The 24,589-nt window shown below is 68.5% G+C and carries 26 protein-coding genes and 1 riboswitch; of the genes, 16 read left to right on the top strand and 10 right to left on the bottom strand.

Annotated features, from left to right (window positions below; all coding sequences use genetic code 11):
* Nucleotides 1–45: 45 nt before the first annotated feature.
* Both RF701_RS12255 and RF701_RS12250 read right to left on the bottom strand, forming a co-directional pair.
* The gene (locus RF701_RS12255; RefSeq protein ID WP_238940786.1) at nucleotides 46–519 is read right to left on the bottom strand and encodes a hypothetical protein; all 474 of its coding nucleotides are present in this window, start codon (nucleotides 517–519) and stop codon (nucleotides 46–48) included.
* 11 nt (nucleotides 520–530) lie between these two features.
* Nucleotides 531–1,097, bottom strand: a complete 567-nt coding sequence (locus tag RF701_RS12250; protein ID WP_203308941.1) for an HNH endonuclease — start codon at nucleotides 1,095–1,097, stop codon at nucleotides 531–533.
* Between the two features lie 119 nt (nucleotides 1,098–1,216).
* On the opposite strand from RF701_RS12250, the gene gluQRS reads away from it, so the two are divergent.
* From gluQRS to egtD, 5 genes are all read left to right on the top strand, one after another.
* Nucleotides 1,217–2,092, top strand: coding sequence for a tRNA glutamyl-Q(34) synthetase GluQRS (gene gluQRS / locus RF701_RS12245; protein ID WP_308815104.1), 876 nt, complete (start codon nucleotides 1,217–1,219; stop codon nucleotides 2,090–2,092).
* 10 nt (nucleotides 2,093–2,102) lie between these two features.
* Nucleotides 2,103–2,333 carry a twin transmembrane helix small protein gene (locus RF701_RS12240; RefSeq protein ID WP_210357359.1) on the top strand — a complete coding sequence of 77 codons (231 nt, stop codon included), beginning with the start codon at nucleotides 2,103–2,105 and terminating at the stop codon, nucleotides 2,331–2,333.
* Nucleotides 2,334–2,350: 17 nt separating this feature from the next.
* Nucleotides 2,351–2,896, top strand: coding sequence for a cob(I)yrinic acid a,c-diamide adenosyltransferase (locus RF701_RS12235; protein WP_308815103.1), 546 nt, complete (start codon nucleotides 2,351–2,353; stop codon nucleotides 2,894–2,896).
* A gap of 134 nt (nucleotides 2,897–3,030) precedes the next feature.
* Nucleotides 3,031–4,281, top strand: coding sequence for an ergothioneine biosynthesis protein EgtB (gene egtB, locus RF701_RS12230; protein WP_308815102.1), 1,251 nt, complete (start codon nucleotides 3,031–3,033; stop codon nucleotides 4,279–4,281).
* Nucleotides 4,281–5,258 carry an L-histidine N(alpha)-methyltransferase gene (gene egtD / locus RF701_RS12225; protein ID WP_210357362.1) on the top strand — a complete coding sequence of 326 codons (978 nt, stop codon included), beginning with the start codon at nucleotides 4,281–4,283 and terminating at the stop codon, nucleotides 5,256–5,258. Before egtB ends, egtD begins: the two co-directional genes overlap by 1 nt.
* Before the next feature lie 30 nt (nucleotides 5,259–5,288).
* On the opposite strand, the gene RF701_RS12220 is transcribed toward egtD, so the two are convergent.
* Nucleotides 5,289–6,374: a DUF1176 domain-containing protein gene (locus tag RF701_RS12220; RefSeq protein WP_308815101.1), complete on the bottom strand. Its 1,086-nt coding sequence runs from the start codon at nucleotides 6,372–6,374 to the stop codon at nucleotides 5,289–5,291.
* Nucleotides 6,371–7,183, bottom strand: a complete 813-nt coding sequence (locus tag RF701_RS12215; RefSeq protein ID WP_308815100.1) for a CPBP family intramembrane glutamic endopeptidase — start codon at nucleotides 7,181–7,183, stop codon at nucleotides 6,371–6,373. Before RF701_RS12215 ends, RF701_RS12220 begins: the two co-directional genes overlap by 4 nt.
* Nucleotides 7,184–7,318: 135 nt before the next feature.
* Here RF701_RS12215 and RF701_RS12210 point away from each other — a divergent pair, with 135 nt between their 5' ends.
* A complete protein-coding gene (locus RF701_RS12210; RefSeq protein WP_210357364.1) occupies nucleotides 7,319–8,188 on the top strand; it encodes a 3-hydroxybutyryl-CoA dehydrogenase in 870 nt (289 codons plus the stop codon).
* An 11-nt stretch (nucleotides 8,189–8,199) separates the two neighbouring features.
* A complete protein-coding gene (locus RF701_RS12205) occupies nucleotides 8,200–8,346 on the top strand; it encodes a hypothetical protein (RefSeq protein ID WP_198665907.1) in 147 nt (48 codons plus the stop codon).
* 30 nt (nucleotides 8,347–8,376) lie between these two features.
* Here the strand turns inward: RF701_RS12205 and RF701_RS12200 are convergent, their stop codons facing one another.
* On the bottom strand, nucleotides 8,377–9,717 hold the full coding sequence (locus tag RF701_RS12200; RefSeq protein ID WP_308815099.1) for an amino acid permease: 1,341 nt from the start codon (nucleotides 9,715–9,717) through the stop codon (nucleotides 8,377–8,379).
* A gap of 16 nt (nucleotides 9,718–9,733) precedes the next feature.
* Nucleotides 9,734–11,068, bottom strand: coding sequence for a NupC/NupG family nucleoside CNT transporter (locus RF701_RS12195; RefSeq protein ID WP_203308950.1), 1,335 nt, complete (start codon nucleotides 11,066–11,068; stop codon nucleotides 9,734–9,736).
* 256 nt (nucleotides 11,069–11,324) lie between these two features.
* On the opposite strand from RF701_RS12195, the gene RF701_RS12190 reads away from it, so the two are divergent.
* The 7 genes from RF701_RS12190 to RF701_RS12160 all read left to right on the top strand — a co-directional run bounded on the left by RF701_RS12190 (nucleotide 11,325) and on the right by RF701_RS12160 (nucleotide 17,114).
* Complete coding sequence (locus RF701_RS12190; RefSeq protein ID WP_308815098.1) at nucleotides 11,325–12,002, top strand: queuosine precursor transporter; 678 nt, start codon at nucleotides 11,325–11,327, stop codon at nucleotides 12,000–12,002.
* A 73-nt stretch (nucleotides 12,003–12,075) separates the two neighbouring features.
* Entirely contained in the window at nucleotides 12,076–12,975 is a 900-nt protein-coding gene (gene argB, locus RF701_RS12185; protein WP_203308952.1) for an acetylglutamate kinase, read from the top strand.
* Between the two features lie 95 nt (nucleotides 12,976–13,070).
* Nucleotides 13,071–14,912, top strand: coding sequence for an ABC transporter ATP-binding protein (locus RF701_RS12180; protein WP_308815097.1), 1,842 nt, complete (start codon nucleotides 13,071–13,073; stop codon nucleotides 14,910–14,912).
* A gap of 82 nt (nucleotides 14,913–14,994) precedes the next feature.
* On the top strand, nucleotides 14,995–15,303 hold the full coding sequence (locus tag RF701_RS12175; RefSeq protein ID WP_203308954.1) for a YggT family protein: 309 nt from the start codon (nucleotides 14,995–14,997) through the stop codon (nucleotides 15,301–15,303).
* A 7-nt stretch (nucleotides 15,304–15,310) separates the two neighbouring features.
* The gene (locus tag RF701_RS12170; protein WP_308815096.1) at nucleotides 15,311–15,613 is read left to right on the top strand and encodes a DUF167 family protein; all 303 of its coding nucleotides are present in this window, start codon (nucleotides 15,311–15,313) and stop codon (nucleotides 15,611–15,613) included.
* Nucleotides 15,610–16,497, top strand: a complete 888-nt coding sequence (gene folD / locus RF701_RS12165) for a bifunctional methylenetetrahydrofolate dehydrogenase/methenyltetrahydrofolate cyclohydrolase FolD (protein WP_308815095.1) — start codon at nucleotides 15,610–15,612, stop codon at nucleotides 16,495–16,497. Before RF701_RS12170 ends, folD begins: the two co-directional genes overlap by 4 nt.
* Nucleotides 16,494–17,114 carry a MarC family protein gene (locus RF701_RS12160; RefSeq protein ID WP_203308957.1) on the top strand — a complete coding sequence of 207 codons (621 nt, stop codon included), beginning with the start codon at nucleotides 16,494–16,496 and terminating at the stop codon, nucleotides 17,112–17,114. Before folD ends, RF701_RS12160 begins: the two co-directional genes overlap by 4 nt.
* 191 nt (nucleotides 17,115–17,305) lie before the next feature.
* Here the strand turns inward: RF701_RS12160 and RF701_RS12155 are convergent, their stop codons facing one another.
* On the bottom strand, nucleotides 17,306–17,791 hold the full coding sequence (locus RF701_RS12155; protein ID WP_308815094.1) for a ferritin-like domain-containing protein: 486 nt from the start codon (nucleotides 17,789–17,791) through the stop codon (nucleotides 17,306–17,308).
* Nucleotides 17,792–17,983: 192 nt separating this feature from the next.
* On the opposite strand from RF701_RS12155, the gene RF701_RS12150 reads away from it, so the two are divergent.
* Together RF701_RS12150 and ung are read left to right on the top strand one after the other, a co-directional pair.
* The gene (locus RF701_RS12150) at nucleotides 17,984–19,414 is read left to right on the top strand and encodes a S41 family peptidase (RefSeq protein ID WP_308815093.1); all 1,431 of its coding nucleotides are present in this window, start codon (nucleotides 17,984–17,986) and stop codon (nucleotides 19,412–19,414) included.
* 144 nt (nucleotides 19,415–19,558) lie between these two features.
* Nucleotides 19,559–20,254, top strand: coding sequence for a uracil-DNA glycosylase (gene ung / locus RF701_RS12145; RefSeq protein ID WP_308815092.1), 696 nt, complete (start codon nucleotides 19,559–19,561; stop codon nucleotides 20,252–20,254).
* Between the two features lie 117 nt (nucleotides 20,255–20,371).
* Here ung and thiC read toward each other — a convergent pair whose 3' ends face one another.
* The 3 genes from thiC to RF701_RS12130 form a co-directional block, all read right to left on the bottom strand.
* Nucleotides 20,372–22,219, bottom strand: coding sequence for a phosphomethylpyrimidine synthase ThiC (thiC, locus tag RF701_RS12140; RefSeq protein WP_308815091.1), 1,848 nt, complete (start codon nucleotides 22,217–22,219; stop codon nucleotides 20,372–20,374).
* Between the two features lie 63 nt (nucleotides 22,220–22,282).
* Nucleotides 22,283–22,393, bottom strand: a riboswitch (TPP riboswitch).
* A gap of 88 nt (nucleotides 22,394–22,481) precedes the next feature.
* Nucleotides 22,482–23,462, bottom strand: coding sequence for a ferritin-like domain-containing protein (locus tag RF701_RS12135; protein ID WP_308815090.1), 981 nt, complete (start codon nucleotides 23,460–23,462; stop codon nucleotides 22,482–22,484).
* 19 nt (nucleotides 23,463–23,481) lie between these two features.
* Nucleotides 23,482–24,516, bottom strand: coding sequence for a ferritin-like domain-containing protein (locus RF701_RS12130; protein ID WP_308815089.1), 1,035 nt, complete (start codon nucleotides 24,514–24,516; stop codon nucleotides 23,482–23,484).
* Between the last annotated feature and the right edge of the window lie 73 nt (nucleotides 24,517–24,589).

Raw genomic sequence — 24,589 nt, 5'->3', positions numbered from 1 at the left:
GGGGCAAGCGCAGCTTGTCCACCGCGGCAGGTTCGCGTGTCCGTCCTAGCGCCCGGGCGCGGCGGCGTTGCCCGACACGTTCGCCACGGTATCGCCGATCACGGAGTCCGCTGGCGTGGTTCTCGCGCCGCGTTCCTTGTCCCGTGCGGCGCGCCATTCGGCCTCCTCCTCCGACGTCACCGTCCCGTCGTGGTTGAGATCCATCTGGTCGAACCGCTTGAGCGTCCCCTCGCTCCATTCGATCTGGCTGACCGCGCCATCCTTGTTGCGGTCGAGATCCATGATCCGGCTTCCCTTGCGCGGCAGCTCGTCGGGCGTCACCCGGTCGTCCGCGTTGCGGTCGAGCGTGCGGAAGCGGCGCTCCATCGCGCTGGCGAAATCGATGCGGCTGGTCACCGCGGGCGGCACGAACCCCGCCGCGCTGGCATTGGCGTCCGCCTCCGCGAGCCGCTCCTCACGCTTGCCGCAGCCGGCCAGCAGCGCGGCCACTGCCGCCATCGTCACCAAAGCCGCGCGCATCGTTCCTCCCGTCAGGCTTCCAGCTCAACGTCCCAATAGAGCCAGTCGTGCCACGTGTCGTGGAGATAGTTGGGCGGAAATGCGCGGCCATGTTCCTGTAGCTGCCAATTGGTCGGGCGGATCGGCTCGACATACAACGGCATGGCCGCCTGCTTGGGTGTGCGCCCTCCTTTCTTGAGGTTGCACGGCGCACAGGCGGTGACGACATTCTCCCATGTCGTCCGACCGCCCTGCGCGCGCGGCACGACATGGTCGAACGTCAGGTCCCGACCAATGCCGCAATATTGGCAGGCAAAGCGGTCGCGCAGGAACAGGTTGAACCTTGTAAAGGCAGGAAATTGCGACGGACGGACATATTGTTTGAGCGCGATGACCGATGGCAGCTTGATCGCCGCGTTCGGGGAACGCACCTCTCGCTCGTAATGCGCGACGATATCCACCCGATCGAGGAACACGGCCTTGATCGCCGTCTGCCACGGCCAGACGCTCAACGGATAATAGGACAGCGGCGTATAATCCGCATTCAGCACCAGCGCCGGGCAACTGTCCGGGTGGCGGATAAGATCGGGATGAAACACGGCTCCTCCCTCGGGGTCTTGCCCGCGGACCGTGTCGTCCACGAGGATGACGCCGGTATGACAGCACGACGGGCGATTCGTGGTCAAGCGTTTCGCTTCGCCCCGTATGGTGCCACGCCATGACCCTCGTCACGCGCTTCGCACCGTCGCCGACGGGTGTGCTCCATCTCGGCCATGCGTTTTCCGCGATCCAGGCGCACGATCGCGCACGCGACGCGGGTGGACGCTTCCTGCTGCGGATCGAGGATATCGATGGCACGCGCAGCCGCGAGGAGCATGTCCAAGGCATCATCGACGACCTTGGCTGGCTCGGGCTGAGCTGGGACGGCGCGGTGGTGCGCCAGTCCGACCGGCTCGCGCTCTATGAAGACGCGCTTGCGCGGCTGCGTGCGCGAAACCTTCTCTATCCGTGCTTCTGCACGCGCGCCGACATCGCGCGCGAGATCGCCCAGAGCGTCAGCGCACCGCATCACGGACCCGACGGCACCTGCTACCCCGGCACCTGCCGGCGCCTCTCGGTCGCGGAAGGCGCCGCGCGGATCGCGGCCGGCATGCCGCATGCCTGGCGCCTGACGATGGACGCGGCGGTGGCCGTGGCCGGCCCGTTGCGCTGGACGGACGCCTTTGCGGGTCCGCAGGAGGCGGATCCCGCGGCGTTCGGCGATATCGTTCTCGCGCGCAAGGACGCCCCGGCGAGCTACCATCTCGCGGTGACGATCGACGATGCCGCGCAGGGCGTGACGGAGGTCGTGCGGGGAGCAGACCTGCTGCGCGCTACCGACATCCACCGCCTGCTGCAGGCATTGCTCGCGCTTTCCACCCCCGACTACCGCCACCATCGGCTGCTGACGGGTCCGGACGGCAAACGCCTCGCCAAGCGCGATCGCGCGCCGACGCTGGCGGCCCTGCGCGACGCGGGCGAGGACGGACGCGCGCTCGCGAACCTGCTGCGCCGGGGTGCGCTTCCTACTGGATTTGCCGCCGCAAAGGCGTAGATTGGCAGGCATGAACACCTTTCTCGCCATCCTGCTGGTTGCGGCGATGATCGCCACCGTCGTCGCGCTGGTGCGGGGGATCATCGCGTTCCTGCAGGAATCGACCGATCAGGTGAAGAACGGCGAAGGGCCGAGCGCCGCGTCGCTGAAGTCGAACAAGATGATGCAGATGCGTATCTTCTTCCAGGCGCTGGCGATCACCATCGTCGTGCTGATCCTGTTCCTCGCCGGCCGCACCTGATCGGTCCTGCCGCCTTCGTGGTCCGCCTGAACCGCATCTACACGCGCACCGGGGACGCCGGCACGACCGGGCTGGTCGACGGATCGCGCGTGTCGAAAGCCGACCCGCGGATGGCCGCGATCGGCGACGTCGACGAGGCGAACAGCGCGATCGGCATCGCCGTCGCGGCCCTGGCCGGCGTAAGTCCGGCCGATACGCTGCTGGCGATCCAGAACGACCTGTTCGATCTCGGCGCCGACCTCGCGACGCCGGAGGGCATCGACGGCGCGCTGCGTGTCATACCCGGGCAGGTCGCGCGGCTGGAAGCGGCGATCGATGCGCTCAACGCGGACCTGGCGCCGCTGACCAGCTTCGTCCTGCCCGGCGGCCATCCGGCGGCAGCCGCGCTGCATCTGGCGCGTGCGGTGACGCGCCGTGCCGAACGCAGCGCCGTCGCCGCTGAGGCCGGCAGCCAGGTGCTCGCCTATCTGAACCGGCTGTCGGATTTCCTCTTCGTCGCCGCCCGCTGGGTGAACGGCCGTGGCGCGGACGACATATTGTGGCGTCCCGGCGCGAGCCGCTGATCGCGCCCTGCCGATAGGACAAGGTGGCGAACGGTACGATACCGGCCCGCCGCCGATCACATTGCAACCAACCTGTGGTTCGGGCGGTTTATGATATGGATCGATCCGCCGGCCGGTTGAGGAGGGGCACCGCCATGTTGAACGCCGCCCGTTCGCCGAGCCCGCTGGCACGGCGTTACGCGTCCGTCCGTGCGCTCAGCCTCGCGCTCGCGGCGCCGCTGTCCGATGCGGATGCGACGGTTCAGTCGATGCCCGACGCCTCGCCGACGAAGTGGCATCTGGCGCACACCACCTGGTTCTTCGAAACCTTCGTGCTGCGCGATCACGTCCCCGGCTATCGGCTGCACGACGAACGCTGGCCGTTCCTGTTCAACAGTTACTACGAGGCGGAGGGCCGCCGTCACGCCCGCCACCGCCGCGGCATGGTCACGCGCCCGACGCTGGACGACGTTCGCGCCTATCGCGCGCATGTCGACGACGCGCTGCTCGCGGCGCTGCCCATGCTTGCATCCGATGTGCTGGACCTCGTCGCGCTCGGCTGCCACCACGAAGAGCAGCACCAGGAGTTGCTCGTTACCGACATTCTCCATCTCTTCGGCGAGAATCCGCTCGAACCGGCGCTATGGCCGGCGGCAGCGAAGGTACCGGTGGGAATGCCCGGTGCGATCGAATGGATCGCGCATGACGGTGGCATCGTCGAGGTGGGTCACGCCGGCGCCGGCTTCGCGTTCGACTGCGAAGGGCCGCGCCACCGCGCGCTGCTGCAACCGCATGCGATCGCCGACCGCACCGTGACCAACGGCGAATGGGCCGCATTCATCGCGGACGGCGGCTATCGCGATGCGCGCCACTGGTTGTCGGACGGTTGGGCCTGGGTGAAGGCGGAGGGTGTGACCGCGCCGCTCTACTGGGAGGAGCGCGACGGCACCTGGACGCGCTTCGGGCTGGATGGTCGCCGCGCCATCGATCCCGCCGCCCCCGTAACGCATGTCAGCTTCTATGAAGCGGATGCCTATGCGAGTTGGGCCGGCGCACGGCTGCCGACAGAATTCGAATGGGAAGCCGCCGCCGCGTCGCACGATCCGACGGGCGGCAACCAGATGGACGAGGCCGGCCCCGTCGAGCCACGCCCCGCCGCAAAGGGCCCCGCGTTCTTCGGCGACGTCTGGGAATGGACGGGAAGCGCATACCGCCCCTACCCGGGATTCGCCGCCTGCGAAGGGGCGGTCGGCGAATACAACGGCAAGTTCATGAGCGGCCAGTTCGTGCTGCGGGGCGGCAGCTGCGCCACCCCGCGCGGCCATGCGCGCGCCAGCTACCGCAACTTCTTCTATCCCCATCAGCGCTGGCAGTTCACCGGCGTCCGTCTCGCAAAGGACATGTGATGCTGAAGCCAGAGATCGAGGACGGTCAGGCAAGTCTCGCCGATCCGCAATTCCGTGCCGATGTCCTCGCCGGGCTGGAGCGGCGGCCGCGCGCGATCCCGGCGCGCTGGTTCTACGACCGCCGCGGTTCGGAGCTGTTCGAGGCGATCACCGACCTTCCCGAATATTACCCGACCCGCACGGAAACGCAGATCCTGCGCAACCATTGTCCGGACGTCGCGAGGATCGTCGGCGCGGGACGCGCGGTCGTCGAGTTCGGATCGGGATCGTCGACCAAGACGCCGTTGCTGCTGCGCTGCGTGGAGCCGGCCGCCTATGTGCCGATCGACATCTCCGGCGACTTCCTGCGCGACTCGGCGCGCGCGCTGTCGCAGGGCTTTCCCGACCTGACCGTCCTGCCGTTCGAGGCGGATTTCATGCGCCCGCTGACCTTGCCCGCCGCGGTCGCGGACATGCCGAAGCTGGGCTTTTTTCCGGGTTCGACGATCGGCAACATGATCCCGTTGATGGCGGTCGACCTGTTGCGCGCGATGCGCATGTCGCTGGGCCTGGGCGCGATGCTGCTGATCGGCATGGACCGGATCAAGGACGAGGCGACGCTGGTCAGCGCCTATGACGATGCCGCCGGCGTCACGGCGGCCTTCAACATGAACCTGCTCGACCGGATCAACCGCGAGCTTGCCGGGACGATCCCTCTCGGCGCGTTCCGCCACGTCGCGCGGTGGAACGACGATCGCGCCCGGATCGAGATGCATCTGGAGGCGACCCGCGACACGGCCTTCACCGTCGACGGTCGCGCCTTCGCGATCCAGGCGGGGGAGACGATCCACACCGAGAACAGTCACAAATACGGGCCGCGCGATGCCCGCATCCTGCTGCGGAGCGGTGGCTGGACGCCGATCGGCGAATGGACCGATCCGGAGGGCAAGTTCGGCCTGTACCTGGCCGAAGCGCAGGCTGAACGGCCGGCTCCGTGAACGGGTGTGCGTGACCGCCGAAAGGGCCGGTCACCGCCGCACGGACGCGCGCCAAGTCGTGATGAAATTGGGATTGCTGCGGCATTCGCCCATGTCGCTCTGTTCGATCAGGCGATACCGCCGGCCGTCCCAGGCGAAGCGCTGCGAGGATCCGCAATCGCCTATCCCGCGTCCCTTGGCGTAGCTGGTCAGCGCGTCGCCGTCGAAATCGCCGTTGACGACGCTGTGCACCGGCGTCTGCGGATCGGCGCCCGTTTCCTCGAAGCCGGACGGTGCGTCGACATCCGCGGGGGTGACCTTGCTGCCGTCGACGACGAACAGCGCCCCGATGACGTTGTAGGCGCCGGCGGAGCAGGGCAGCACGGCGAGCAGCCGCTTGTCGGGCAGTTCCGCGACGGCAGGCGTACCGTCCATCCCCTCCATCAGATCGCATCGGGCGATCCTGTTCATCGCCGCGACGACCGTCGCGGGCAATGCCGCACCGTGGGGCGACAGGCGTTGCGCGCCGACCGCCGGCAGCGCGGGGGGCGGCGGCACGCTGGTCGCCGGGGCGGTGCCGCGCACCACCGTCGCGGTTGCGGTGCCCACACGGTGCTGCATCGCATCGATATAGCGCAATGCGGCGGACGCGCCCTTCAGCGACACGGTGCCGCCCGGGACCTGCAGGACCTGTCCGTTCGCCATGGCGCTCGCGAGCCTGTCCGCATCGCTTCCCACGCCCAGGCCGTCCACCGTGAATCGCGTCGGGAGGGTGCGCCCCTTCGCATCGGTCGCCCCCTCGCCGAGATCGGCGTGGAAGCGACCCGCCGGCCCCGGATCGCGCGTCAGGTTGAGCGTGACGCCCTCACCCACGCCATCCGCGGGGAGCAGTGACGCCATGGTGCAGGACAGTCCGTTGTCGCACCCGACGCTCCAGTCGCCGAACGTCTTCAGCGTGCCCGGCCTGGGTGCGGCGGTGCGGTCGACCGGCACCGGCGCAGCCGCCGCCGCGACACCGCCGGGCGTCGCGACCGACGTTGGCATCGGCGCGGGTGCCGAGTTACGGTCGCCAGGTCGCTGGCCCGAGCAGGCGACGAGCAGCAGCGCAGGCGCGGCGAGCAATGCGGCACGGGTCATGATCGATGGCCTCCAGTCCCTCGGGCATGCGCGCCCCGCGCTCGTCGCAACGCGACTGCCATGACCAGCAGGAAGACGCAAAAGCCGACGATCATCGCCGGCAGCGACGCCTCCGGTCCGAAGGCGCCGCCGCTCAGCCAGTCCGGACTGCCCGCGACGGGGGCACTGACGAAGAGGCTGCCCGTGTCCGCGACCCCTGATACGCGCGCGCCGAAGATCGACCCCTGCGCGATATTCCATGCGGCATGGACGCCGACCGCCATCCAGATCCGGCCGGTGAGCAGATAAAAAGCGGCGAGCATCAGCCCCGCCTCCACCGCGATGGCGATGGCGGCGACGAGGCTGGCATTGGGATTGCCGAGATGCATGAGGCCGAAGAGCAATGCCGAAGCCGCGAGCGCGGCCCAAAGGCCGACCGCGCGCATCAGCAACCGGAAGACGATCAGCCGCAGCAGCAATTCCTCGGCAAAGCCGACGCGCAGCATGGATGCAAGGTCGTTCGCCCAATCGCTCCACTGGCCGGAGGCGAGCGTATAGACGCCCGCTACCCGCAGGATCGTGAAGACGAGTGCGAACATGCCGGTGCCGACGGCAAGGCCGATCGCCAGTTCGGGCAGCGCGGCGCGGGGCGCGAGCTCGTCGGGGTCGCGCCGTTCGCCCCAGCGGACCGCGGCGGCATAGGCCAGATAGGCGACGAGTGTCATCACCGGCCGGATCACGTCCCGGCCGAGGCCGGACAGCCGCAGCCAGTTGGGATAGAGAAGGAACGATGCGGCGACGAACAGCAGCACCATCCATCCCAGCGCCATCGTCCGGGCGCCAGCACCCCCGCGTCGCCCAGCGAGATCATCGTCGCCCTCATGCCGCTCCCCCTTGCGGGACGGAGCCTAACCGGGTGGCGGCAAACGCGAAAGCCGCTAGAGGAACGCGAAAGGAGAGCAGGCATGCAGGCAGTGGGTGTGATCGGTGCGGGCCAGATGGGCGCGGGCATCGCGCAGGTGAGCGCGACGGCGGGCTATGACGTGCTCCTGACCGACGTGACCAAGGACCGCGCCGAGGCTGGCAAGGCGGGGATCGCCAAGCAGCTGCAGCGCCAGGTCGACAAGGAAAAGATCGACGCCGCGGCGCGCGACGCGATCCTGGCGCGCATCGAAGCGGTCGAGGGCACCGGCGGCATGGGTCACTGCGACCTGATCGTCGAGGCGGCGACGGAGCGCGAGGAGATCAAGCGCGCGATCTTCGCCGACGTGGGCAAGGTGTTGAAGGACGGCGCGATCCTCGCCTCGAACACCTCCTCGATCCCCATCACGCGACTCGCGCAGGCGACGCCCGACCCCGCACGGTTCATCGGCGTGCACTTCTTCAATCCCGTGCCCGTCATGGGGTTGATCGAGATTATCCGCGGCCTTGCCACCTCCGACGTCACCGTCGCGGCGATCGAGGCCTATGCCCAGAGGCTGGGCAAGCAGGTGGTGCGCGCGAACGACGCACCTGGTTTCATCGTCAATCGCGTCCTCATGCCCTTCATCAACGAGGCGGTGTTCGCGCTGGGAGAGGGCGTCGCGACGATCCGTGACATCGATCTCGGCTGCCAATTGGGTCTGAATCACCCGATGGGGCCGCTGACGCTGGCCGACTTCATCGGCCTCGACACCTGCCTCGAGATCACGCGCGTGTTGTTCGAGGGCACGGGCGACCCCAAATTCCGGCCGGCACCCTTGCTCGTGAAATATGTCGAGGCAGGCTGGTACGGCCGGAAGACCGGCCGCGGCTTTTACGATTACACGGGCGCGGAGCCGGTGCCGACGCGCTGAGGAGACGGGACATGAGCCTCGACGACACGATCGTCGACACGCCGGAAGGGCCGATGACCTTCCGCGAATGGAAAAAGAAGAACCCGGTCCAGCTGCCGTCCCGGCGGACCAAGGGCAAGGACCTGCCCAACAAGGTCAAGACGCGGACGGGGGAGTGAGGGGCGAAAGCCCCCCTCCCTTCGGCCCGTTCAGCCGCGCCCGCGCAGCCAGAGCGCGTAGATGCCCGACAGCAGGGCCACGAAGGGCAGACCGTAGAGCAGCGTCGCGCCGAACGCTGCCGTGAACGGCGTGATCGCCAGCACCCCGACAATTCCCGCCAGGCCGGCGAGGCTCGTCCAGGGGTAGCCCCACATGCGGAACGCCGCCGGCGCCCCGACGCGCGCGCGGAAGGCGAGATGCGTCGCGAAGATCATGCCCCAGGTGAACAGCGCGCCGAACACCGACACCGCGATCATCACGCTGAGCGCCGCCCCCGGCATCGCCGCATAGACGACGGCCGCGACGGCGATGCCGCTGCCCGAGGCGAGCAGCGCGCGCGCCGGCACGCCCCGCGTGTCGACCGCTGCGAACCCGCGCGGTGCGAGGCCGCTTTCGGCCAGGCTGAACAGCATCCGGCTGGCGGTATAGATCTGGCTGTTCATCGCCGACAGCGCGGCGATCAGCACCACCGCATTGATCGCCCCCGCGGCATAGGGCACGCCCGTCGCCGCCATCACCGTGACGAAGGGGCTCGTCGCGGTGCCGGCTTCGGTCCACGGCACGATCGCGAGCATCACCGCAAGGCTGCCGAGATAGAAGAGCGCGAGTCGCAGCATCGTCGCCCGGAAGGCGCGGACGATCGCGCGCTCGGGCTCGGCCGCCTCGCCGGCGGCGACCGCGATCATCTCGATGCTGATGTAACTGAACAGCGCGACGATCACCGCCTGCGCCATCCCCCACCAGCCGTTGGGCAGGAGTCCGCCGCGCGCGGTATAATGGGCGACCGCGGCGCCGCTGCCCGCGCGCGCGATCACCAGCAGGCCGCCCGCGACGAAGCCGAGGATCGCAACGACCTTGATCGCGGAGAAGACGTATTCGACCGCGCCGAACGCGCGCACGCTGGCGAAGTTGACGGCGAGCAGGGCGGCGGAAAAGCCGAGGATCCAGACCAGCCCCGGCACGTCCGGCGCCCAGTAGCGCATGTAGATGGCGACGGCGGTCACCTCCGTGCCCACCGCGAGCACATTGGCGGCGAGATAAGCATAGCGGACGAGGAAGCCGGCGTAGGCGCCGAGATGGCGTTCCGCGAACAAGCCGAAGGCGCCGGTGGCCGGATCGGCCACCGTCATTTCGGCAAGGCACCCCATCAGCGCGAGCGTGATCGCGCCGCCAATCGCATAGCTCAACAGGACCGCCGGTCCCGCGAGCTGGATGGCAAACCCGCTGCCCAGGAACAAGCCGGTGCCGACCGCGCCGCCGATCGCGATCATCGCGAGCTGTCCCGCGCCAAGGGCACGGCGCAGCCCCGCCTCCGTCCGTCCCGCAGACATCGGCCCAGTCAGCGGATCAGCCGATCAGCAGGCCGGCGAGCGCCGCCGACATCAGATTGGCGAGACTGCCGGCGAGCAGGGCGCGAATGCCCAGCCGCGCGATCGTCGGCCGCTGGTTCGGCGCGAGGCTGCCCGTCACCGCCATCTGGATCGCGATCGACGAGAAATTCGCGAAACCGCACAATGCGAAGGTCACCACCGCGATCGTATGCGGGCTAAGCTGCGCAGCCTGCTTGCCGAGGTCGATATAGGCGACGAACTCGTTGAGCACGATCTTCTCGCCGAACAGGCCGCCGGCGATCCCCGCCTCGTTCCACGGCACGTTGAGCAGGAACATCACCGGCTGGAAGACATAGCCGAGCAACCCCTGGAAGCTCAGCTCGGGATGGCCGAACAGGCTGCCGATGCCCCCGAGCAGGCCGTTGGCCAGCGCGACCAGCGCGACGAACGCCAGCACCATCGCGCCGACCGCGACGGCGAGCCGCACGCCCGTCTGCGCGCCCTGCGCGGCCGCCATGATCAGGTTCGCCGGCTTCTCTTCGTCGTGGGTGGCCTCGGGCAAGGGCTCGCCGGGCGTTCCCTCCGGCAGCAGGGCGGCGGGGCCCTTGCCGCTCACCCGGCTTTCCGCGAGCGCGATCTGGCGGTCCTCGTCGGGCAGGTCGCCCAGCGGCAGCTCGCCCTCGGGGGGAACGCTGCGGTCGGGCATGATGATCTTCGCCATCAGGATGCCGCCCGGCGCCGCCATGAAGCTCGCCGCGAGCAGATAGTCGATGCTGATCCCCATCGACGCATAGGCCGCCAGGATCGTGCCGGCGACACCGGCCATGCCGCTGGTCATCACCGTGAACACCTGCGGCGGGGTCAGCCCGGCGAGATAGGGGCGGATGACGAGCGGGCTCTCGCTCTGCCCGACGAAGATATTGGCCGCGGCGCACAGGCTCTCGACCTTGCTGGTGCCGACCACCTTCTCGATCGCGCCGCCGATCCAGCGCACGATCAGCTGCATGATGCCCAGATAATAGAGGATCGAGACCAGGCTGGCGAAGAAGATGATCACCGGCAGCGCGGCGATGGCGAAGGAATGACCGCCGACGGTCGGGCTGGCGAGATTGCCGAACAGGAATTCGGTGCCCTTCTGCGAATAGCCGAGCAACGCGGCGACGCCCGCCGATGCGCCCGCCAGTGCGGCGCGGCCGGGAGTCCAGTACAGCACCATCACCGCGATCAGCGCCTGCAACGCAAAGGCCGCGCCGACGACGCGCAGCCGGATCGCGCGGCGATCGGTCGACAGCGCGAAGGCGATGCCGAGGATGACGAGGATGCCGGCAACGCCGATCAGGATACGATTCATGGATGCGTCCGGGTGTGGAAAAGGGGGACGCGGCCCCCCGGCAGCGTCGATCCACCATACACGCGCTTTTTCCGGGGGCTAGGGGGAAGTGCATATGCCGATCCCCGATGCGGGGGCGGGGGCGGGGACGTCGCCCGGATCGGGACGGGGCCGCCCGGACACCCTCTCTGCACCGGCGCGGGCGCGCCCCTCTCCCGGCGGGTCGATGACAGCGGAAGTCTTTGCCCGTCCCGCGAAACCGGCTAGCGTCGAGCCGATGGACACCCCCACGCGCGGCATTGCCCCCTCGCTTTTCGCCTATTCGATCTTCTACGGGGGGATGGTGTGCATCGCCGGCGTGCTCGGCAACAAACAGGTGGCGCCCTGGCCGATCTCGGAGATCGGCCGCCTGTTCCTGGGGGGGCCGCTCGCGGTCGAGGCCGGCATCTTTGCCTTCCTGCTACTCGTCGTCACGTCGAGTGCCGTCGCCGAGCTGCACGGCAGCCATGTCGCCAACCGCCTGGTCCGCGTCGGCTTCGTGCCGTTGCTCGTCTCGCTGCTGCTGTCGTGGATCGTGTGGATGCTGCCGCCGTCGCCGGCGATGCTGCCCGCCAACCGCGACGCGATCCAGCTGATCCTGGGATCCACCTGGCGCATCTGGCTCGGCGGCATCGTCGCTTATGGCGTGTCGCAGACTCTCAACGTCACGATCTTCGCCGCGCTGAAGGGGTCGGAAGGCAGTCGGCTGCTCTGGCTGCGTGCCGCGATCGCCAGCATGCTCAGCCAGGTCGTCGACACGTTGCTGTTCGTGACGATCGCCTTCTACGGCGAATTCCCGATCGGGCCGCTGATCATCGGCCAGATGATCGCCAAGGTGACGCTGTCGGCGATCCTGGTGCCGCCGCTGATCTATCTGTTCGTCGGGATTGGCAAGCGCCTCGACGCACGCGCATGACCCTCGCGGGGTCGCCGGAGCGAGGAGGACAAGCCTCTGTTCCCGCCCCCCGTGGCCCGCTAAAGCGCCGGATATGACCGACTCCCCCTCCCGCGCGGCGCTGCTCGCCAAGGCCGAGACGCTGACCGAGGCCTTGCCCTATCTGCAGCGCTACGCCGGCAAGACGTTCGTCGTGAAATACGGCGGCCATGCGATGGGCGACCCCGAACTCGCGCGCGATTTCGCGGAGGACGTCGTGCTGCTCAAGGCGGTGGGCATCAATCCGGTCGTCGTCCACGGCGGCGGTCCCCAGATCGGCGCGATGCTGAAGCGGCTGGGCGTCGAATCCCGCTTCGTCGACGGCCTGCGCGTCACCGATCGCGAGACCGCGGACATCGCCGAGATGGTGCTCGCCGGATCGATCAACAAGGAAATCGTCGCCTGGATCGGCAAGGCCGGTGGCCGGGCGGTCGGCATCTCCGGCAAGGATGCCGGCTTCGTCACCGCCGCCAAGGTCGGCCGCGATGCGCCCGATCCGCTGCAGGGGATCGAGCGGCACGTCGATCTCGGCTTCGTCGGAGAGCCGGTGGCGGTCGACCGCACCATCATCGATCAATTGTCGGCGAGCGGGATCATCCCCGTCGTCGCGCCGATCGCGATGGGCGCGGACGGCGAAACCTACAACATCAACGCCGACACGATGGCCGGCGCCATCGCCGGTGCGCTCGGCGCGGCGCGCTTCTTCCTGCTCACCGACGTCGCCGGCGTGCTCGACAAGGCCGGCACGCTGCTGACCGACCTCGACGCCGACCGGATCGCCGGGCTGAAGGCCGACGGCACGATCTCCGGCGGCATGATCCCCAAGGTCGAAACCTGCGTCGCGGCGGTCGAGGCGGGCGTCGATGCCGCCGTGATCCTCGATGGCCGCGTGCCGCATGCGATGCTGCTCGAGATCTTCACGAGCGCGGGCGCGGGGACCTTGGTCCACGCCTGAACGCGCCGGCGGCTCCGTCCGCCCGTCGCGGGATCGACTTGATCCCGGATTGGCCCCACCTATGTTGCAGTGCAGCAACAGCAAGGTGGCAAACGATGCCCTTCCTGGCCAGTCCGGGCCGCTTCCTGAGGCATTATGTCGCGGCGCGCCCGTGGATGTTCCTCGGCCTCGCCGTCCTCGTGGCGGCGGCGTCGACCGGATCGGTCGGCGTGCAATATGCGATGAAGCTGCTCGTCGACGCGATGACGACGGGCGGCGAGGCGCGTACCCATGTCTATCAGGCGCTCGCCGCCTTCGTCGGGCTGGTCGTGCTGGAAAGCGCGTTGCAGCGCGCGGCCGCGCTAACTCTGGGCCATGCGACGGTCGTGTCGGGCGTCGGGATCCGGCTCGACATGGTCGATTACCTGACGGGCCATCAGCTGCAATTTTTCCAGAGCCAGCGCGCGGGATCGCTCGGGCACCGCATTTCCGGCCTCGCCGGCATCTTCGGCGCGCTCATCCACCGCCTGCTGCAAGAGGTGACGCCGCCGTTGATCGCCTTCGCGGGCGCGATCCTGATCTTCGTGTCGATCGATCCGCGCATGGCGGCGGTGCTGGGCGCGATCTTCCTGATCGTCACCGGCGTGCTCGTGCTGCTCGGGCTCAAGGGCCATATCCATCATCGCGAGTTCGCGGAGCGGGCGGGCGTGGTCGGCGGCGAGCTGGTCGACCTGATCGGCAACATCTGGGTGGTGAAGGCCTTCGCGGCGCGCGACCGCGAGCTCGACCGGCTGCGCGACTTCCTGCACGAGGAAGCGGCGGCGCAGCGACGTGGCTGGTTCTTCATCGAGCAGATGCGCGGCCTGCACGATGCCGCGCTGGCGATCCTGGTCGGCGGCACCTTGATCTGGGCGATAGGCCGCTGGTCGGCGGGGGCCATTTCCACCGGTGACGTCGTCGTGATCAGCACGATGACCTTTCGCATCCTGCACGGGTCGCGCGATCTCGCCATGGCGCTGATCGATACCAGCCAGCAGTTCAGCTACCTGCGCGAGACGCTCGACATCATCGGCGTGCCACAGGCACTGGCCGACGCGCCCGACGCGGTCCGACTGCGCGCCGGCGAGGGCAGCGTCCGGCTCGACCACGTCACGTTCGGCTACGATCCCCGCCGCCCCGTGGTGCACGATCTGTCGCTGGAGGTACCCGCCGGGCAGACGGTCGGCATCGTCGGCCCGTCGGGCGCCGGCAAGTCGTCGATCCTTCAGCTCGTCCAGCGATTCTACGATCCGCAGGCGGGCGCGGTGTCGGTCGACGGCCAGCGGATCGACCGGGTCACGCTGGACAGTCTCAGCGACGCACTCGCGGTGGTGCCGCAGGAGGTGCTGCTTTTCCACCGTACCGTCATGGAGAATATCCGCTTCGCGCGGCCGGACGCCAGCGACGAAGAGGTGTACCGCGCCGCCGAGGCCGCGGGGTGCGACGATTTCATCCGCCACCTCCCGCACGGCTACGACAGCATCGTCGGCGAGCGCGGAACCAGCCTGTCGGGCGGGCAGCGCCAGCGGATCGGCATCGCGCGCGCCTTCCTGAAGGACGCGCGGATCGTGCTCCTCGACGAAGCGACGAGCGCACTCGACACCGAATCGGAACTGGAGGTGCAACGCGGGCTTGACGCGCTAATGGCCGGGAGGACCGTGCTCGCGGTCGCGCACCGGCTATCGACGATCGCCGGCTTCGACCGTGTCATCGTCGTCGAGGCAGGCCGGATCGTCGAGGACGGGCCGCCGCAGGCGCTGCTCGCGCGGCCCGACGGCGCGTTCCGCGCCCTCTGGGCGAGACAGGCGGAGGGGCTGGAGCAATCCGCGGCCCGGGGCCGGCTGCGCCTCGTCTCCGATACGGGCACGTTGATCGGCGACCGCCTCCAGGCGGCGTGGCGGCGGGCACGCGCGCGATGACCGCCCTTCGCGGAACCGCCCCTGTTCCCCGTGCGTCCGGCACGCTACATCGTAACGCTACCGTTTCCACGAAAGGCCCCGCGTGTTCGCGCTGACCCTCATCCAGATCCTCCAGGTGCTGCTCGACGTCGTCTGGTGGATCATCTTCGTGCAGTTCATCCTGTCGCTGCTGATCGCGTTCAACGTCATCAACACGTCGAACAACTTCATCCGCTCGCTCTACCAAGGGCTCGATCGGCTGACGGAGCCGATGTACCGGCCGATCCGGCGCTTGCTGCCGAACACGGGCGGGATCGATTTCTCGCCGATGGTGGTGCTGATCCTGATCGCGATCGGCGACATAATCCTGCGCAACCTGGCGATCGGCGTCGTCTCTTCCGCCACCGTGTAAGCCCGCCATGCCCGCGTGGCGGCGCGTCGGCAACGAACTGGAGATCGCGGTACGCGTCACGCCGCGCGGGGGCCGCGACAGCCTGGCTGCCGGGACCGAGGCGCATCTTGCCGCCAGGCTCGCGGCCGCACCGGTGGACGGCAAGGCGAATGCGGCGCTGATCGCCCTCGTCGCCGAGACGTTCGGCGTGCCGCGCCGGTCGGTGACGCTGGTCGCGGGCGACACGTCGCGGTTGAAGCGGCTGCGGATCGCCGGCGACGCCGCGGTGCTGGCGGAAACCGCCGCCCGGCTCTATGAGGCCGGGCCATGACCGACACCGCCCCCGCGACCCTTATCGACGGCAAGGCGCGCGCCGCCGCCCTGCGTGCCGACATCGCCACCCGTGTCGCGCCCTTCCGCGCCGCGACCGGCCGCGCGCCCGGCCTGGCGGTCGTGCTTGTCGGCGAGGATGCCGCCAGTGCGGTCTATGTCCGGTCGAAGGGCAAGGCGACCCGCGAGGCAGGCATGGAGAGCTTCGAGTATCGCCTGCCGGCCGACACGACATCGGACGCGCTGCTAGACCTCGTGGTGCGGCTGAACGCCGATCCCGCCGTCGACGGCATCCTGGTCCAGCTACCGCTGCCCGGGCATATCGACACCCAGGCGGTATTGCTCGCGATCGACCCGGACAAGGACGTCGACGGCTTCCATCCCGTCAATGCCGGCAGGCTCGCGATCGGGGCCGAGGGATTCGTGCCCTGCACGCCGCTCGGCTGCCTGTTGCTGCTCCGCGACATCCACACCAGCCTCGCCGGGATGGAGGCGGTGGTCATCGGCCGGTCGAACATCGTCGGCAAGCCGATGGCGCAACTGCTGCTCCAGCAGAGCTGCACCGTCACCGTCACGCACAGCCGGACGCGCGACATCGCCGATCACGTCCGCCGCGCGGACATCGTGGTCGCCGCGGTGGGCATCCCCGGCTTCGTCCAGGGCGACTGGATCAAGCCCGGCGCGAGCGTAATCGACGTCGGCATCAACCGCACCGATACCGGCCTGGTCGGCGACGTGGACTTCGCGGCCGCCCGTCAGGTCGCGGGCGCGATCACGCCCGTGCCCGGCGGTGTCGGGCCGATGACGATCGCCTGCCTCATCCGCAACACCTACGTTTCCGCCTGCCGCCGCGAAGGGATCGCGGACGAGGGGCTGGGCCTGTGATCGAGCTCTTCGTCTCGTCGGTCATCACCTTCTTCGTCGTCATCGACCCACTCGGCTGCGCGCCCATCTATGCCGGCCTGTCCGCCGGCGCATCGCCGGTGCACCGCCGCGCGATGGCGGTGCGCGCCGTCACCGTCTCGTCGATCATCCTGCTCGTCTTCGCGCTCGTCGGAGAGAAACTGCTGCATGGCCTTGGCATCAGCCTGGCAAGCTTCCGGATCGCCGGCGGCATCATGCTGTTCCTGATCGCACTCGAGATGGTCTTCGAAAAGCGCACGCAGCGGCGAGAGGATCGCGCGGCAAAGGTGGCGCACGACCCCGAGGCGGACGACGTGTCGATCTTCCCGATGGCGATGCCGATGATCGCCGGGCCGGGATCGATCGCCACCGTGATGCTGCTGATGGCGCGCAGCGACGGGCTGGAGGCCTCGCTCGTCGTGCTCGCCGCGATGGCGACCATGCTGCTGCTGACGCTACTTGCGCTCCTTGCCGCCGGCCCGCTGATGCGGCTGCTCGGCACGCGCATCGAGGCGGTGATCACGCGTCTGCTGGGTGTCTTGCTCGCCGCGCTCGCGGTGCAGTTCGTGATGGACGGCCTTCAGGTCAGCCTACGCTGAACGTCGCGCGCGACGCTCCGCCCGGAAAGGCCGGAGGCGTCGCGGCTGGCGGTTCTCCCCATGCGATCCAGCGAGGCAGGATCGGGGGCGGTGCCGGCCCCCACCCCACTGGCCGCCCACACAGCGAATCGTGGATGGGCGGCCGGGTGGGGCTGAGGGCAGGCGCCGTTTCCATGCACGTGGATCAGACTTCAGGCCTCTACCAGCCCCGCGCGTGCGTTGAGCTTGGCGGTGGCGAGTTCGGTCAGCTTGGCGTCGGTCGCCTTTTCTTCCTCGAGCGTCTCGCGCAGGATCGCGGCGCATTCGCTACGGCCCAGTTGTTCGGCCCAGGTGACGAGCGTGCCGTACCGGCTGATCTCATAATGTTCGACCGCCTGCGCTGCCGCGGTGAGCGCCGCATCCAGCACCGCCTTGTCCGACACCTCGCCCGCGACCTCGTCTGCCTCCTTGATGATGCCGTCGATCGCCGGACACGTGACGCCCTTGGGCTGCAGACCCTCGATCTCGAACACGCGACGCAGCCGCTCGATCTGCCCCTCCGTCTCACGCAGATGCTGTTCGAACCCCTGCCGCAGCTGCGTGTCGGTCGCCTTCTCAATCATCTTGGGCAGCGCCTTGGTGATCTGCTGCTCTGCGTAATAAACGTCCTGCAGCTGATGGACGTACAGATCCTGCATCGAAGCGATGTCTTTGCTGAATAGGCCCATGATCTTTACTCCAGGATGAAATCTTCATGACGGAGCTGAAACGATTGCAGCGTCATTGCGACAACTTGATGGTTTCAACGAACTTTGGCGCTTGGCGGTTGCGGGGAAATCTGCCTAACCTTGGTCAGGGCCGGGCGTGCGCGCCGGCCGGAGGGGACGGACATGGTATCGCGTTGGGCAGGATCGATCGCGTTGGTGGCCTTGCTGTCGGGCTGTGGTGGCGGAGGCGGTGGCGATACGTCTGGCGGAACGACCGCCAGCACGTCCTCCGCGAGCGTCGCGGGATGCTCGCTGCGCGATCGGCAGAACTGGGTCGCCTCGCAGGTACGCGAATGGTATCTGTTCCCCGACACCCTGCCCGCCAGTCTCGATCCCTCGCCCTACTCTACCGTCAGCGCCTATCTCGACGCGCTGACCGCGACCGCGCGCGCGCAGGGCAAGGACCGCTATTTCACCTACCTGACCTCGATCGCGCAGGAGAACGCCTATAACGCATCGGGCGCGACCGCCGGTTTCGGTCTGCGCTTCAGCCTGGACACCAGCCAAGGCGCGCGGCTCTACGTCACCGAGGCGTTCGAGGGCGCGCCTGGCCTCGCCGCCGGCATCGATCGCGGCGCGGAGATTCTCGCGATCGGCGCGTCGAGCGGCAACCTCACCTCGGTCACCAACCTGTATGCGCAGGGCGGCACCGCGCTCAACGACGCGCTGGGGCCGTCGACCGCGGGCACGGTGCGCTATCTGCAGGTTCGCGACGCCAGCGGCACCCGCACCGTGGCGGTGACCAAGGCGGACTTCAACCTGCCGGCGATTTCCCCACGCTATGGGGCGCAGGTGATCACGGACGGCGGCCAGCAATATGGCTATCTCAACCTGCGCACCTTCATCCCGGCGGCCGACCAGTCGCTGCGCGACGCCTTCGCGCAATTCCGTGCGGCGGGGATCACCAATGTGGTGATCGACTTCCGCTACAACGGCGGTGGCGCACTGGCGACGGCGGAACTGATAGGCGATCTGCTCGGCGCCAATCGCCAAACGTCCGAAGTCTTCGACTATGTAAGCTTCCGGCCGGAGAAGGCGAGCAACAACACGACGCGCTATTTCAATCCGCAGCCCCAGTCGATCGCGCCGACCCGCCTCGCCTTTATCGGCACGAGCGGCACGGCGTCCGCCAGCGAGCTCGTGATCAACGCAATGATCCCCTATCTGCACGCCAATGTCGGGCTGATCGGCGGCAACACCTATGGCAAGCCCGTCGGCCAGATCGGCCTCGACCTGACGCAATGCGACGATCGGCTGCGCGTGATCGCGCTCGCCATCCAGAACGCCAACCGTCAGGGTGGCTACTACACCGGCCTGGTCGGCACGGTAGAGGCGAGCTGCCGGGCCGGCGACGACATCCGCTATCCGATGGGCGATCCGCGCGAGGCCTCGACGCGCGCCGCGCTCGACTTCCTGCAGGGCAAGAGCTGCACGCCGATCACGGCGAGCGCGAGTACCGGCGTCACCCCGCAGGCGGCAGGCGGTCGTGAGCCGATCGTCCAGGATCTGCAGACGCTCTCGCCCGCGCAACGCGACGTCCCGGGACTTTACTAATGTATGATCCAGCAAGGCTGGATCGGGCGAGGGACGAATTCGGGCGCCGCTTCCGCGCATGTGGATAAAGGTCTGGCGCATGGCGCGTCGGGAGGCGCGCCACCCGGTTGATCACGGCGCTGGGCCAACGGTAAGGCCGCGCGCATGACCGATCCCCGCATGGACGCAAGCTGGCTCGAGCCCCTCCGGACCGCCTTGGACACGCCCGAGATGACGGCGTTGCGCGACTATCTGCGGGCAGAGGAAGCGGCGGGCAAGCATGTCTTCCCGCCCCGCGAGGACCGGTTTCGGGCGTTGGAGCTGACGCCGCTATCCGACGTCCGCGCCGTCATCCTGGGGCAGGACCCGTATCACGGGCCGGGCCAGGCGCACGGCCTGTGCTTCTCCGTGCGCCCCGGCGTCAAGACGCCGCCCAGCCTCGTCAACATCTACAAGGAACTGCAGGCCGATTGCGGCATCGCGCCGGCACCGCACGGCTTCCTCGAACATTGGGCCCGGCAGGGCGTGTTGCTGCTCAACAGCGTTCTGACGGTCGAGCAGGCGCGCGCCGCGTCCCACCGCGGGCGCGGCTGGGAGACGTTCACTGATGCGATCGTCCGGCTCGTCGCGGCAAAGGACGAGCCCGTCGTCTTCATGCTCTGGGGCAGCTACGCGCAGAAAAAGGCGGCGTTCGTGGCGGATGTGTCGCGCGGCGGCCGGCATCTCGTGCTGAAGGCACCCCATCCCTCGCCCCTCTCCGCGTATACGGGGTGGTTCGGTACCGGTCACTTCAGCAAGGCCAACGCCTTCCTCGAAGCCCATGGCCGCGGGCGCATCGACTGGGCGCTGCCGCCGGTCTGAGCGCCGCCGGACCCGCGTCCCGGCCGAGGACGCGACACGCCGCCGCTACGCATGCGGCGGCCGCGTGCCCGTCCCGATGCCGCCCGCGGCCGGCGCGCTTCCAATGGCCGGACCGCCTTATTCGGCGGCCGGCAGGTAGACCTCCCCGCCCTTTTCCCGGAACGTCTCGCTCATCTTCGCCATGCCGGCTTCGGCGTCTTCGGCGGCGACGAACGTCTCGACCGGCGCATTCTGCTTCGCGGCAAAGTCCCGCACCTCCTGCGTGATCTTCATCGAGCAGAACTTGGGGCCGCACATCGAGCAGAAGTGCGCCGTCTTGGCACCCTCCGCGGGCAGCGTCTGGTCGTGGTACTGCTCCGCCGTCTCCGGATCGAGGCTCAGATTGAACTGGTCGCGCCAGCGGAATTCGAAGCGGGCGCGGCTCAACGCGTCGTCGCGCATCTTGGCGGCCGGATGGCCCTTGGCGAGATCGGCGGCATGGGCGGCGAGCTTGTAGGTCACCACGCCGACCTTCACGTCGTCGCGGTCGGGCAGACCGAGATGCTCCTTGGGCGTGACGTAGCAGAGCATCGCCGTGCCGTACCAGCCGATCATCGCCGCGCCGATGCCGCTGGTGATATGGTCATAGCCGGGCGCGATGTCGGTGGTGAGCGGCCCCAATGTATAGAAGGGCGCCTCGCCGCACGCCTCCAGCTGCTTGTCCATATTCTCCTTGATCTTGTGCATCGGCACGTGGCCGGGGCCCTCGATCATCACCTGCACGTCCTGCTGCCACGCGCGCTTGGTCAGTTCGCCCAGCGTGTAGAGTTCGGCGAACTGTGCCTCGTCGTTCGCATCGGCGATGCTGCCCGGGCGCAGGCCGTCGCCGAGCGAATAGGCGATGTCATACGCCTTCATGATCTCGGTGATCTCGTCGAAACGCTCGTAGAGGAAGCTTTCCTTGTGATGCGCGAGGCACCATTTCGCCATGATGCTGCCGCCGCGGCTGACGATGCCGGTGACGCGCTTCGCGGTGAGCGGGACGTAGGGCAGGCGGACGCCGGCGTGGATGGTGAAATAGTCGACGCCCTGCTCCGCCTGCTCGATCAGCGTGTCGCGGAAGATCTCCCAGGTCAGGTCCTCGGCGATGCCGCCGACCTTTTCCAGCGCCTGATAGATGGGGACCGTGCCGATCGGCACCGGGCTGTTGCGGATGATCCATTCGCGCGTGTCGTGGATGTTGCGGCCGGTCGACAGGTCCATCACCGTGTCCGCGCCCCAGCGGATCGCCCAGACGAGCTTGTCCACCTCGGTCGCGACGTTGCTGGCGACCGCGCTGTTGCCGATGTTGGCGTTGATCTTGACGAGGAAGTTGCGACCGATCGCCATCGGCTCGGTTTCGGGATGGTTGATGTTGTTGGGGATGATGGCGCGGCCTCGGGCGACCTCGTCGCGAACGAATTCCGGCGTCACGTAATCGGGGATCGCGGCGCCGAAGCTGTTGCCGTCGCGCGCATAGTCGCGAAGCATCTCGCGACCGAGATTCTCGCGCGTCGCCACATATTCCATCTCGGGCGTCACGATGCCGCGGCGCGCATAATGCATCTGGCTGACGTTGGCGCCCGCCTTGGCACGCAGGGGGCGGCGGACGGTATTGGGGAATTGCGGCACGCCGCCGGAGCGGTCGGGGCCGAGCTGGCCATTGTCCTCGGGCCGGACCTCGCGCGCGTCATAGGACTCGACATCGCCTCGCGCCTCGATCCACTGCCGGCGCAGCTGCGGCAGGCCGGCCATGATGTCGATGCGCGCCGCCGGATCGCTGTACGGCCCCGACGTGTCATAGACGTTGAGGGGCGGCTCCCCCGACGAAGGATCAAGGTCGATCGCGCGCATCGCGACGCCCAGCGGACCCACGTGGATCTTGCGGCTGCCGCGGATCGGGCCGGTGGTGACCTTGAGTTCGGTGCGGGCGGGAATATCGGCCATGTCGCGCATCTCCTTGCTATCGCAAGGAGCGGCTCGCATGCACGCCGACCGATGGGACCGGCACTTCTGGCAGCGACGCCCTCCCTACGCCGGTGTCAGCCGGATCAGGTTCGGCGGGTCGGAGGCTCCGGCCTCCCTCTCAAGCGCAGGATCAGCGCTCCCCCGGGGTTGCGCCTGTCTACGCGCCTTATCCTCGGACGCCAAATGAAAAGGGCCGCTCCCGCAAGGGGAACGGCCCGTGACAATGCCAAGGGGTCGCGCGTCAGCCGTTGCTGGCCGAGTTGAAGATCGTGCCGTTCACCCCGCTCGGGAAGAAACCGCCCGACTTGACCTGCGACTTGTTGAGATAGGCGATGTTGAGCACCTGCCCCGTCGAGCGGCTGAACACGATGCCGTTGCTGTCGGTCGGCACGATGTTCGACGTCGTCGCATTGCCGATGCCCTGGTCGATGTCGGGCAACCCGTCGAGGCTGTCGCGCGCGTCGCTGAGCTGCTGGACCTGCGCGAAGATCGTGTTGGTCGACACCCCCTGGCGATAGAGCAACGTGCGGATCAGGCCGGCATGATAGGCCTCCGTCGCCAGGATGCCTGCCGCCGCCTCGATATAGACCTTGGTCTGCAGCAGCGGCGCCGCGCCCTTGTAGGCGCTGACCCCGACGTCCTCGAGCAGGAAGGCGGCGAGCAGGAAATTGACGTCGCTGGCATAGGGATTGAACGTCTGACCCTGCTGGATCAGGCCGGCCGCGAGCGCCGCCGCGGTGAACGCGCCGTTCGCATCGCCGCCGATGTTGATCGCGGGCATCGCGATCGCCGACGAGCCGATCGTCGCGCGCAGGAAGCCGACGTGCGCCGCCTCGTCGGCCGCGATCTCACGCGCATATTTGGTGACCGTGTCGCTCAGCGTCGCCTTCTGACCGCCAGTGACGGTGCCGAGCGTGCCGACGCCGCCGGTCAGCCCCGCCGACAGGCCGGTGCCGTAAGCGGCATAGCTGTAGAACTGCGCCTCGAGATATTCGAGGTTGAGCGCGAAGTTGAGGACGTTAAAATCCGCGGTCAGGTCGGTCGCAGAGGCGCTCGGCGACGGCGCGGGTGTGTTGCCGGTGTTGCTGCCGCCGCACGCGGACAGCAGCGCCAGGCCGCCGCTCGCGGCCGCGGCGCCGCCGGCATAACGCAGGAAGGTCCGGCGTTCGGCGCGACGCGCGGCGATCGCATCGACGACCTGATGGCTCGAAAAATCGGTCATGGGACGATACTCCGCTGGATCAGGCCGAAGCCGCGCTGGCCGCGCTTTGCTTGACGTTGCCGTTGACGCCGTTCGGGAAGAAGCCGCCCGATGTAGCCTGCGCGCTGGTCAGATAGGCGATGTTGAGCACCTGCCCCGGCGTGCGGCTGTAGGCGATCGCATTGGCGTCGGCTGGCACGATGTGAGCGACCTGAACCGACGTGGTCGACGCATCGGCGTTGGTGATCGTGGTTGAGGTCTCGGCGATGCCCTGGTCGATGTCGGTCTGGCCGTCGAGCGCGTCGCGCGCATCGCTGAGCTGGCCGACCTGGGTGATGATCGCCGCATTGCCGAGGCCGAGGCGATACAGTTCCTCGCGCACGATCGCCGCGTGATAGGCCTCTGTCGCCAGGATGCCGGCCGCCGCCTCGAGATAGGTCTTGCTGGTCAGCAGCGTCGAGGCGCCCTTGTAGGCGGTGACGCCGACATCCTCGAACAGGAAGGCCGCGTAGAGGAAATTCTGCACGCTGGCGAAGGGATCGAAGACCGCGCCGGTCGCGATGAGACCGGCGGCCGCGGCCGCCTTCGAAAAGGCACTGGTCGGCGAGGCCGACAGGTCGATGGTCGGCTGCGCGATCGCCGAACTGCCGAGCGCCGAGCGCAGGAAGGCGACGTGCGCCGCCTCGTCGGCCGCGATTTCGCGCGCGAAGTTACCGATGATCGCCGCGTCGCTGGCGCTGACGGTGGCGTCGCCGCCGAAGTTAACCGCGCTACCGCCCAATACCGCGCCCTGCGTGCCGGTGCCGGTCAGCAAGCTGTTGGACAGGCCGACGCCGTTCGCCGCGAAGCTGTAGAATTGCGCCTCGAGATATTCGAGGTTGAGCGCGAAGTTAAGCACGTCGGCGTCGGTGACCGTCGCGGTTTGCGCTGCGGCCTCGCCGGCCAGCCCCAGCGTCGCGGCACCCGCGGCGCCCACCGCGACCGCGCCCAGCGCCGATTTGAAGAAAGCGCGGCGATCGTTGCGCCGCAGCGCGCGCGCGTCCAGCGCCGCGGTCACATCCAGGCTGTCGGTCATACTCGGGATCTCCCCTTCACGCGCGAGGCCGGGCCCCGCATGGGCCGTCAGCCGTTCCGCATCACAGGCCGCG

It is taken from the genome of Sphingomonas sp. GV3 (assembly GCF_031082075.1).
In the GTDB taxonomy this organism is placed as follows: domain Bacteria; phylum Pseudomonadota; class Alphaproteobacteria; order Sphingomonadales; family Sphingomonadaceae; genus Sphingomonas; species Sphingomonas beigongshangi.
The sequence above is the reverse complement of the archived record's forward strand: the minus strand, read 5'-3'. Positions and strand labels throughout refer to the sequence as shown.

What these genes read in the sequence shown, in the direction of transcription:
- RF701_RS12255 (WP_238940786.1), bottom strand. Translation starts at nt 519, where the DNA reads ATGCGCGCGGCTTTGGTGACGATGGCGGCAGTGGCCGCGCTGCTGGCC.
- gluQRS (WP_308815104.1), top strand. Translation starts at nt 1,217, where the DNA reads ATGACCCTCGTCACGCGCTTCGCACCGTCGCCGACGGGTGTGCTCCAT.
- RF701_RS12240 (WP_210357359.1), top strand. Translation starts at nt 2,103, where the DNA reads ATGAACACCTTTCTCGCCATCCTGCTGGTTGCGGCGATGATCGCCACC.
- egtB (WP_308815102.1), top strand. Translation starts at nt 3,031, where the DNA reads ATGTTGAACGCCGCCCGTTCGCCGAGCCCGCTGGCACGGCGTTACGCG.
- egtD (WP_210357362.1), top strand. Translation starts at nt 4,281, where the DNA reads ATGCTGAAGCCAGAGATCGAGGACGGTCAGGCAAGTCTCGCCGATCCG.
- RF701_RS12220 (WP_308815101.1), bottom strand. Translation starts at nt 6,374, where the DNA reads ATGACCCGTGCCGCATTGCTCGCCGCGCCTGCGCTGCTGCTCGTCGCC.
- RF701_RS12215 (WP_308815100.1), bottom strand. Translation starts at nt 7,183, where the DNA reads ATGGCGCTGGGATGGATGGTGCTGCTGTTCGTCGCCGCATCGTTCCTT.
- RF701_RS12210 (WP_210357364.1), top strand. Translation starts at nt 7,319, where the DNA reads ATGCAGGCAGTGGGTGTGATCGGTGCGGGCCAGATGGGCGCGGGCATC.
- RF701_RS12205 (WP_198665907.1), top strand. Translation starts at nt 8,200, where the DNA reads ATGAGCCTCGACGACACGATCGTCGACACGCCGGAAGGGCCGATGACC.
- RF701_RS12200 (WP_308815099.1), bottom strand. Translation starts at nt 9,717, where the DNA reads ATGTCTGCGGGACGGACGGAGGCGGGGCTGCGCCGTGCCCTTGGCGCG.
- RF701_RS12195 (WP_203308950.1), bottom strand. Translation starts at nt 11,068, where the DNA reads ATGAATCGTATCCTGATCGGCGTTGCCGGCATCCTCGTCATCCTCGGC.
- RF701_RS12190 (WP_308815098.1), top strand. Translation starts at nt 11,325, where the DNA reads ATGGACACCCCCACGCGCGGCATTGCCCCCTCGCTTTTCGCCTATTCG.
- argB (WP_203308952.1), top strand. Translation starts at nt 12,076, where the DNA reads ATGACCGACTCCCCCTCCCGCGCGGCGCTGCTCGCCAAGGCCGAGACG.
- RF701_RS12180 (WP_308815097.1), top strand. Translation starts at nt 13,071, where the DNA reads ATGCCCTTCCTGGCCAGTCCGGGCCGCTTCCTGAGGCATTATGTCGCG.
- RF701_RS12170 (WP_308815096.1), top strand. Translation starts at nt 15,311, where the DNA reads ATGCCCGCGTGGCGGCGCGTCGGCAACGAACTGGAGATCGCGGTACGC.
- folD (WP_308815095.1), top strand. Translation starts at nt 15,610, where the DNA reads ATGACCGACACCGCCCCCGCGACCCTTATCGACGGCAAGGCGCGCGCC.
- RF701_RS12155 (WP_308815094.1), bottom strand. Translation starts at nt 17,791, where the DNA reads ATGCAGGATCTGTACGTCCATCAGCTGCAGGACGTTTATTACGCAGAG.
- RF701_RS12150 (WP_308815093.1), top strand. Translation starts at nt 17,984, where the DNA reads ATGGTATCGCGTTGGGCAGGATCGATCGCGTTGGTGGCCTTGCTGTCG.
- ung (WP_308815092.1), top strand. Translation starts at nt 19,559, where the DNA reads ATGACCGATCCCCGCATGGACGCAAGCTGGCTCGAGCCCCTCCGGACC.
- thiC (WP_308815091.1), bottom strand. Translation starts at nt 22,219, where the DNA reads ATGGCCGATATTCCCGCCCGCACCGAACTCAAGGTCACCACCGGCCCG.
- RF701_RS12135 (WP_308815090.1), bottom strand. Translation starts at nt 23,462, where the DNA reads ATGACCGATTTTTCGAGCCATCAGGTCGTCGATGCGATCGCCGCGCGT.
- RF701_RS12130 (WP_308815089.1), bottom strand. Translation starts at nt 24,516, where the DNA reads ATGACCGACAGCCTGGATGTGACCGCGGCGCTGGACGCGCGCGCGCTG.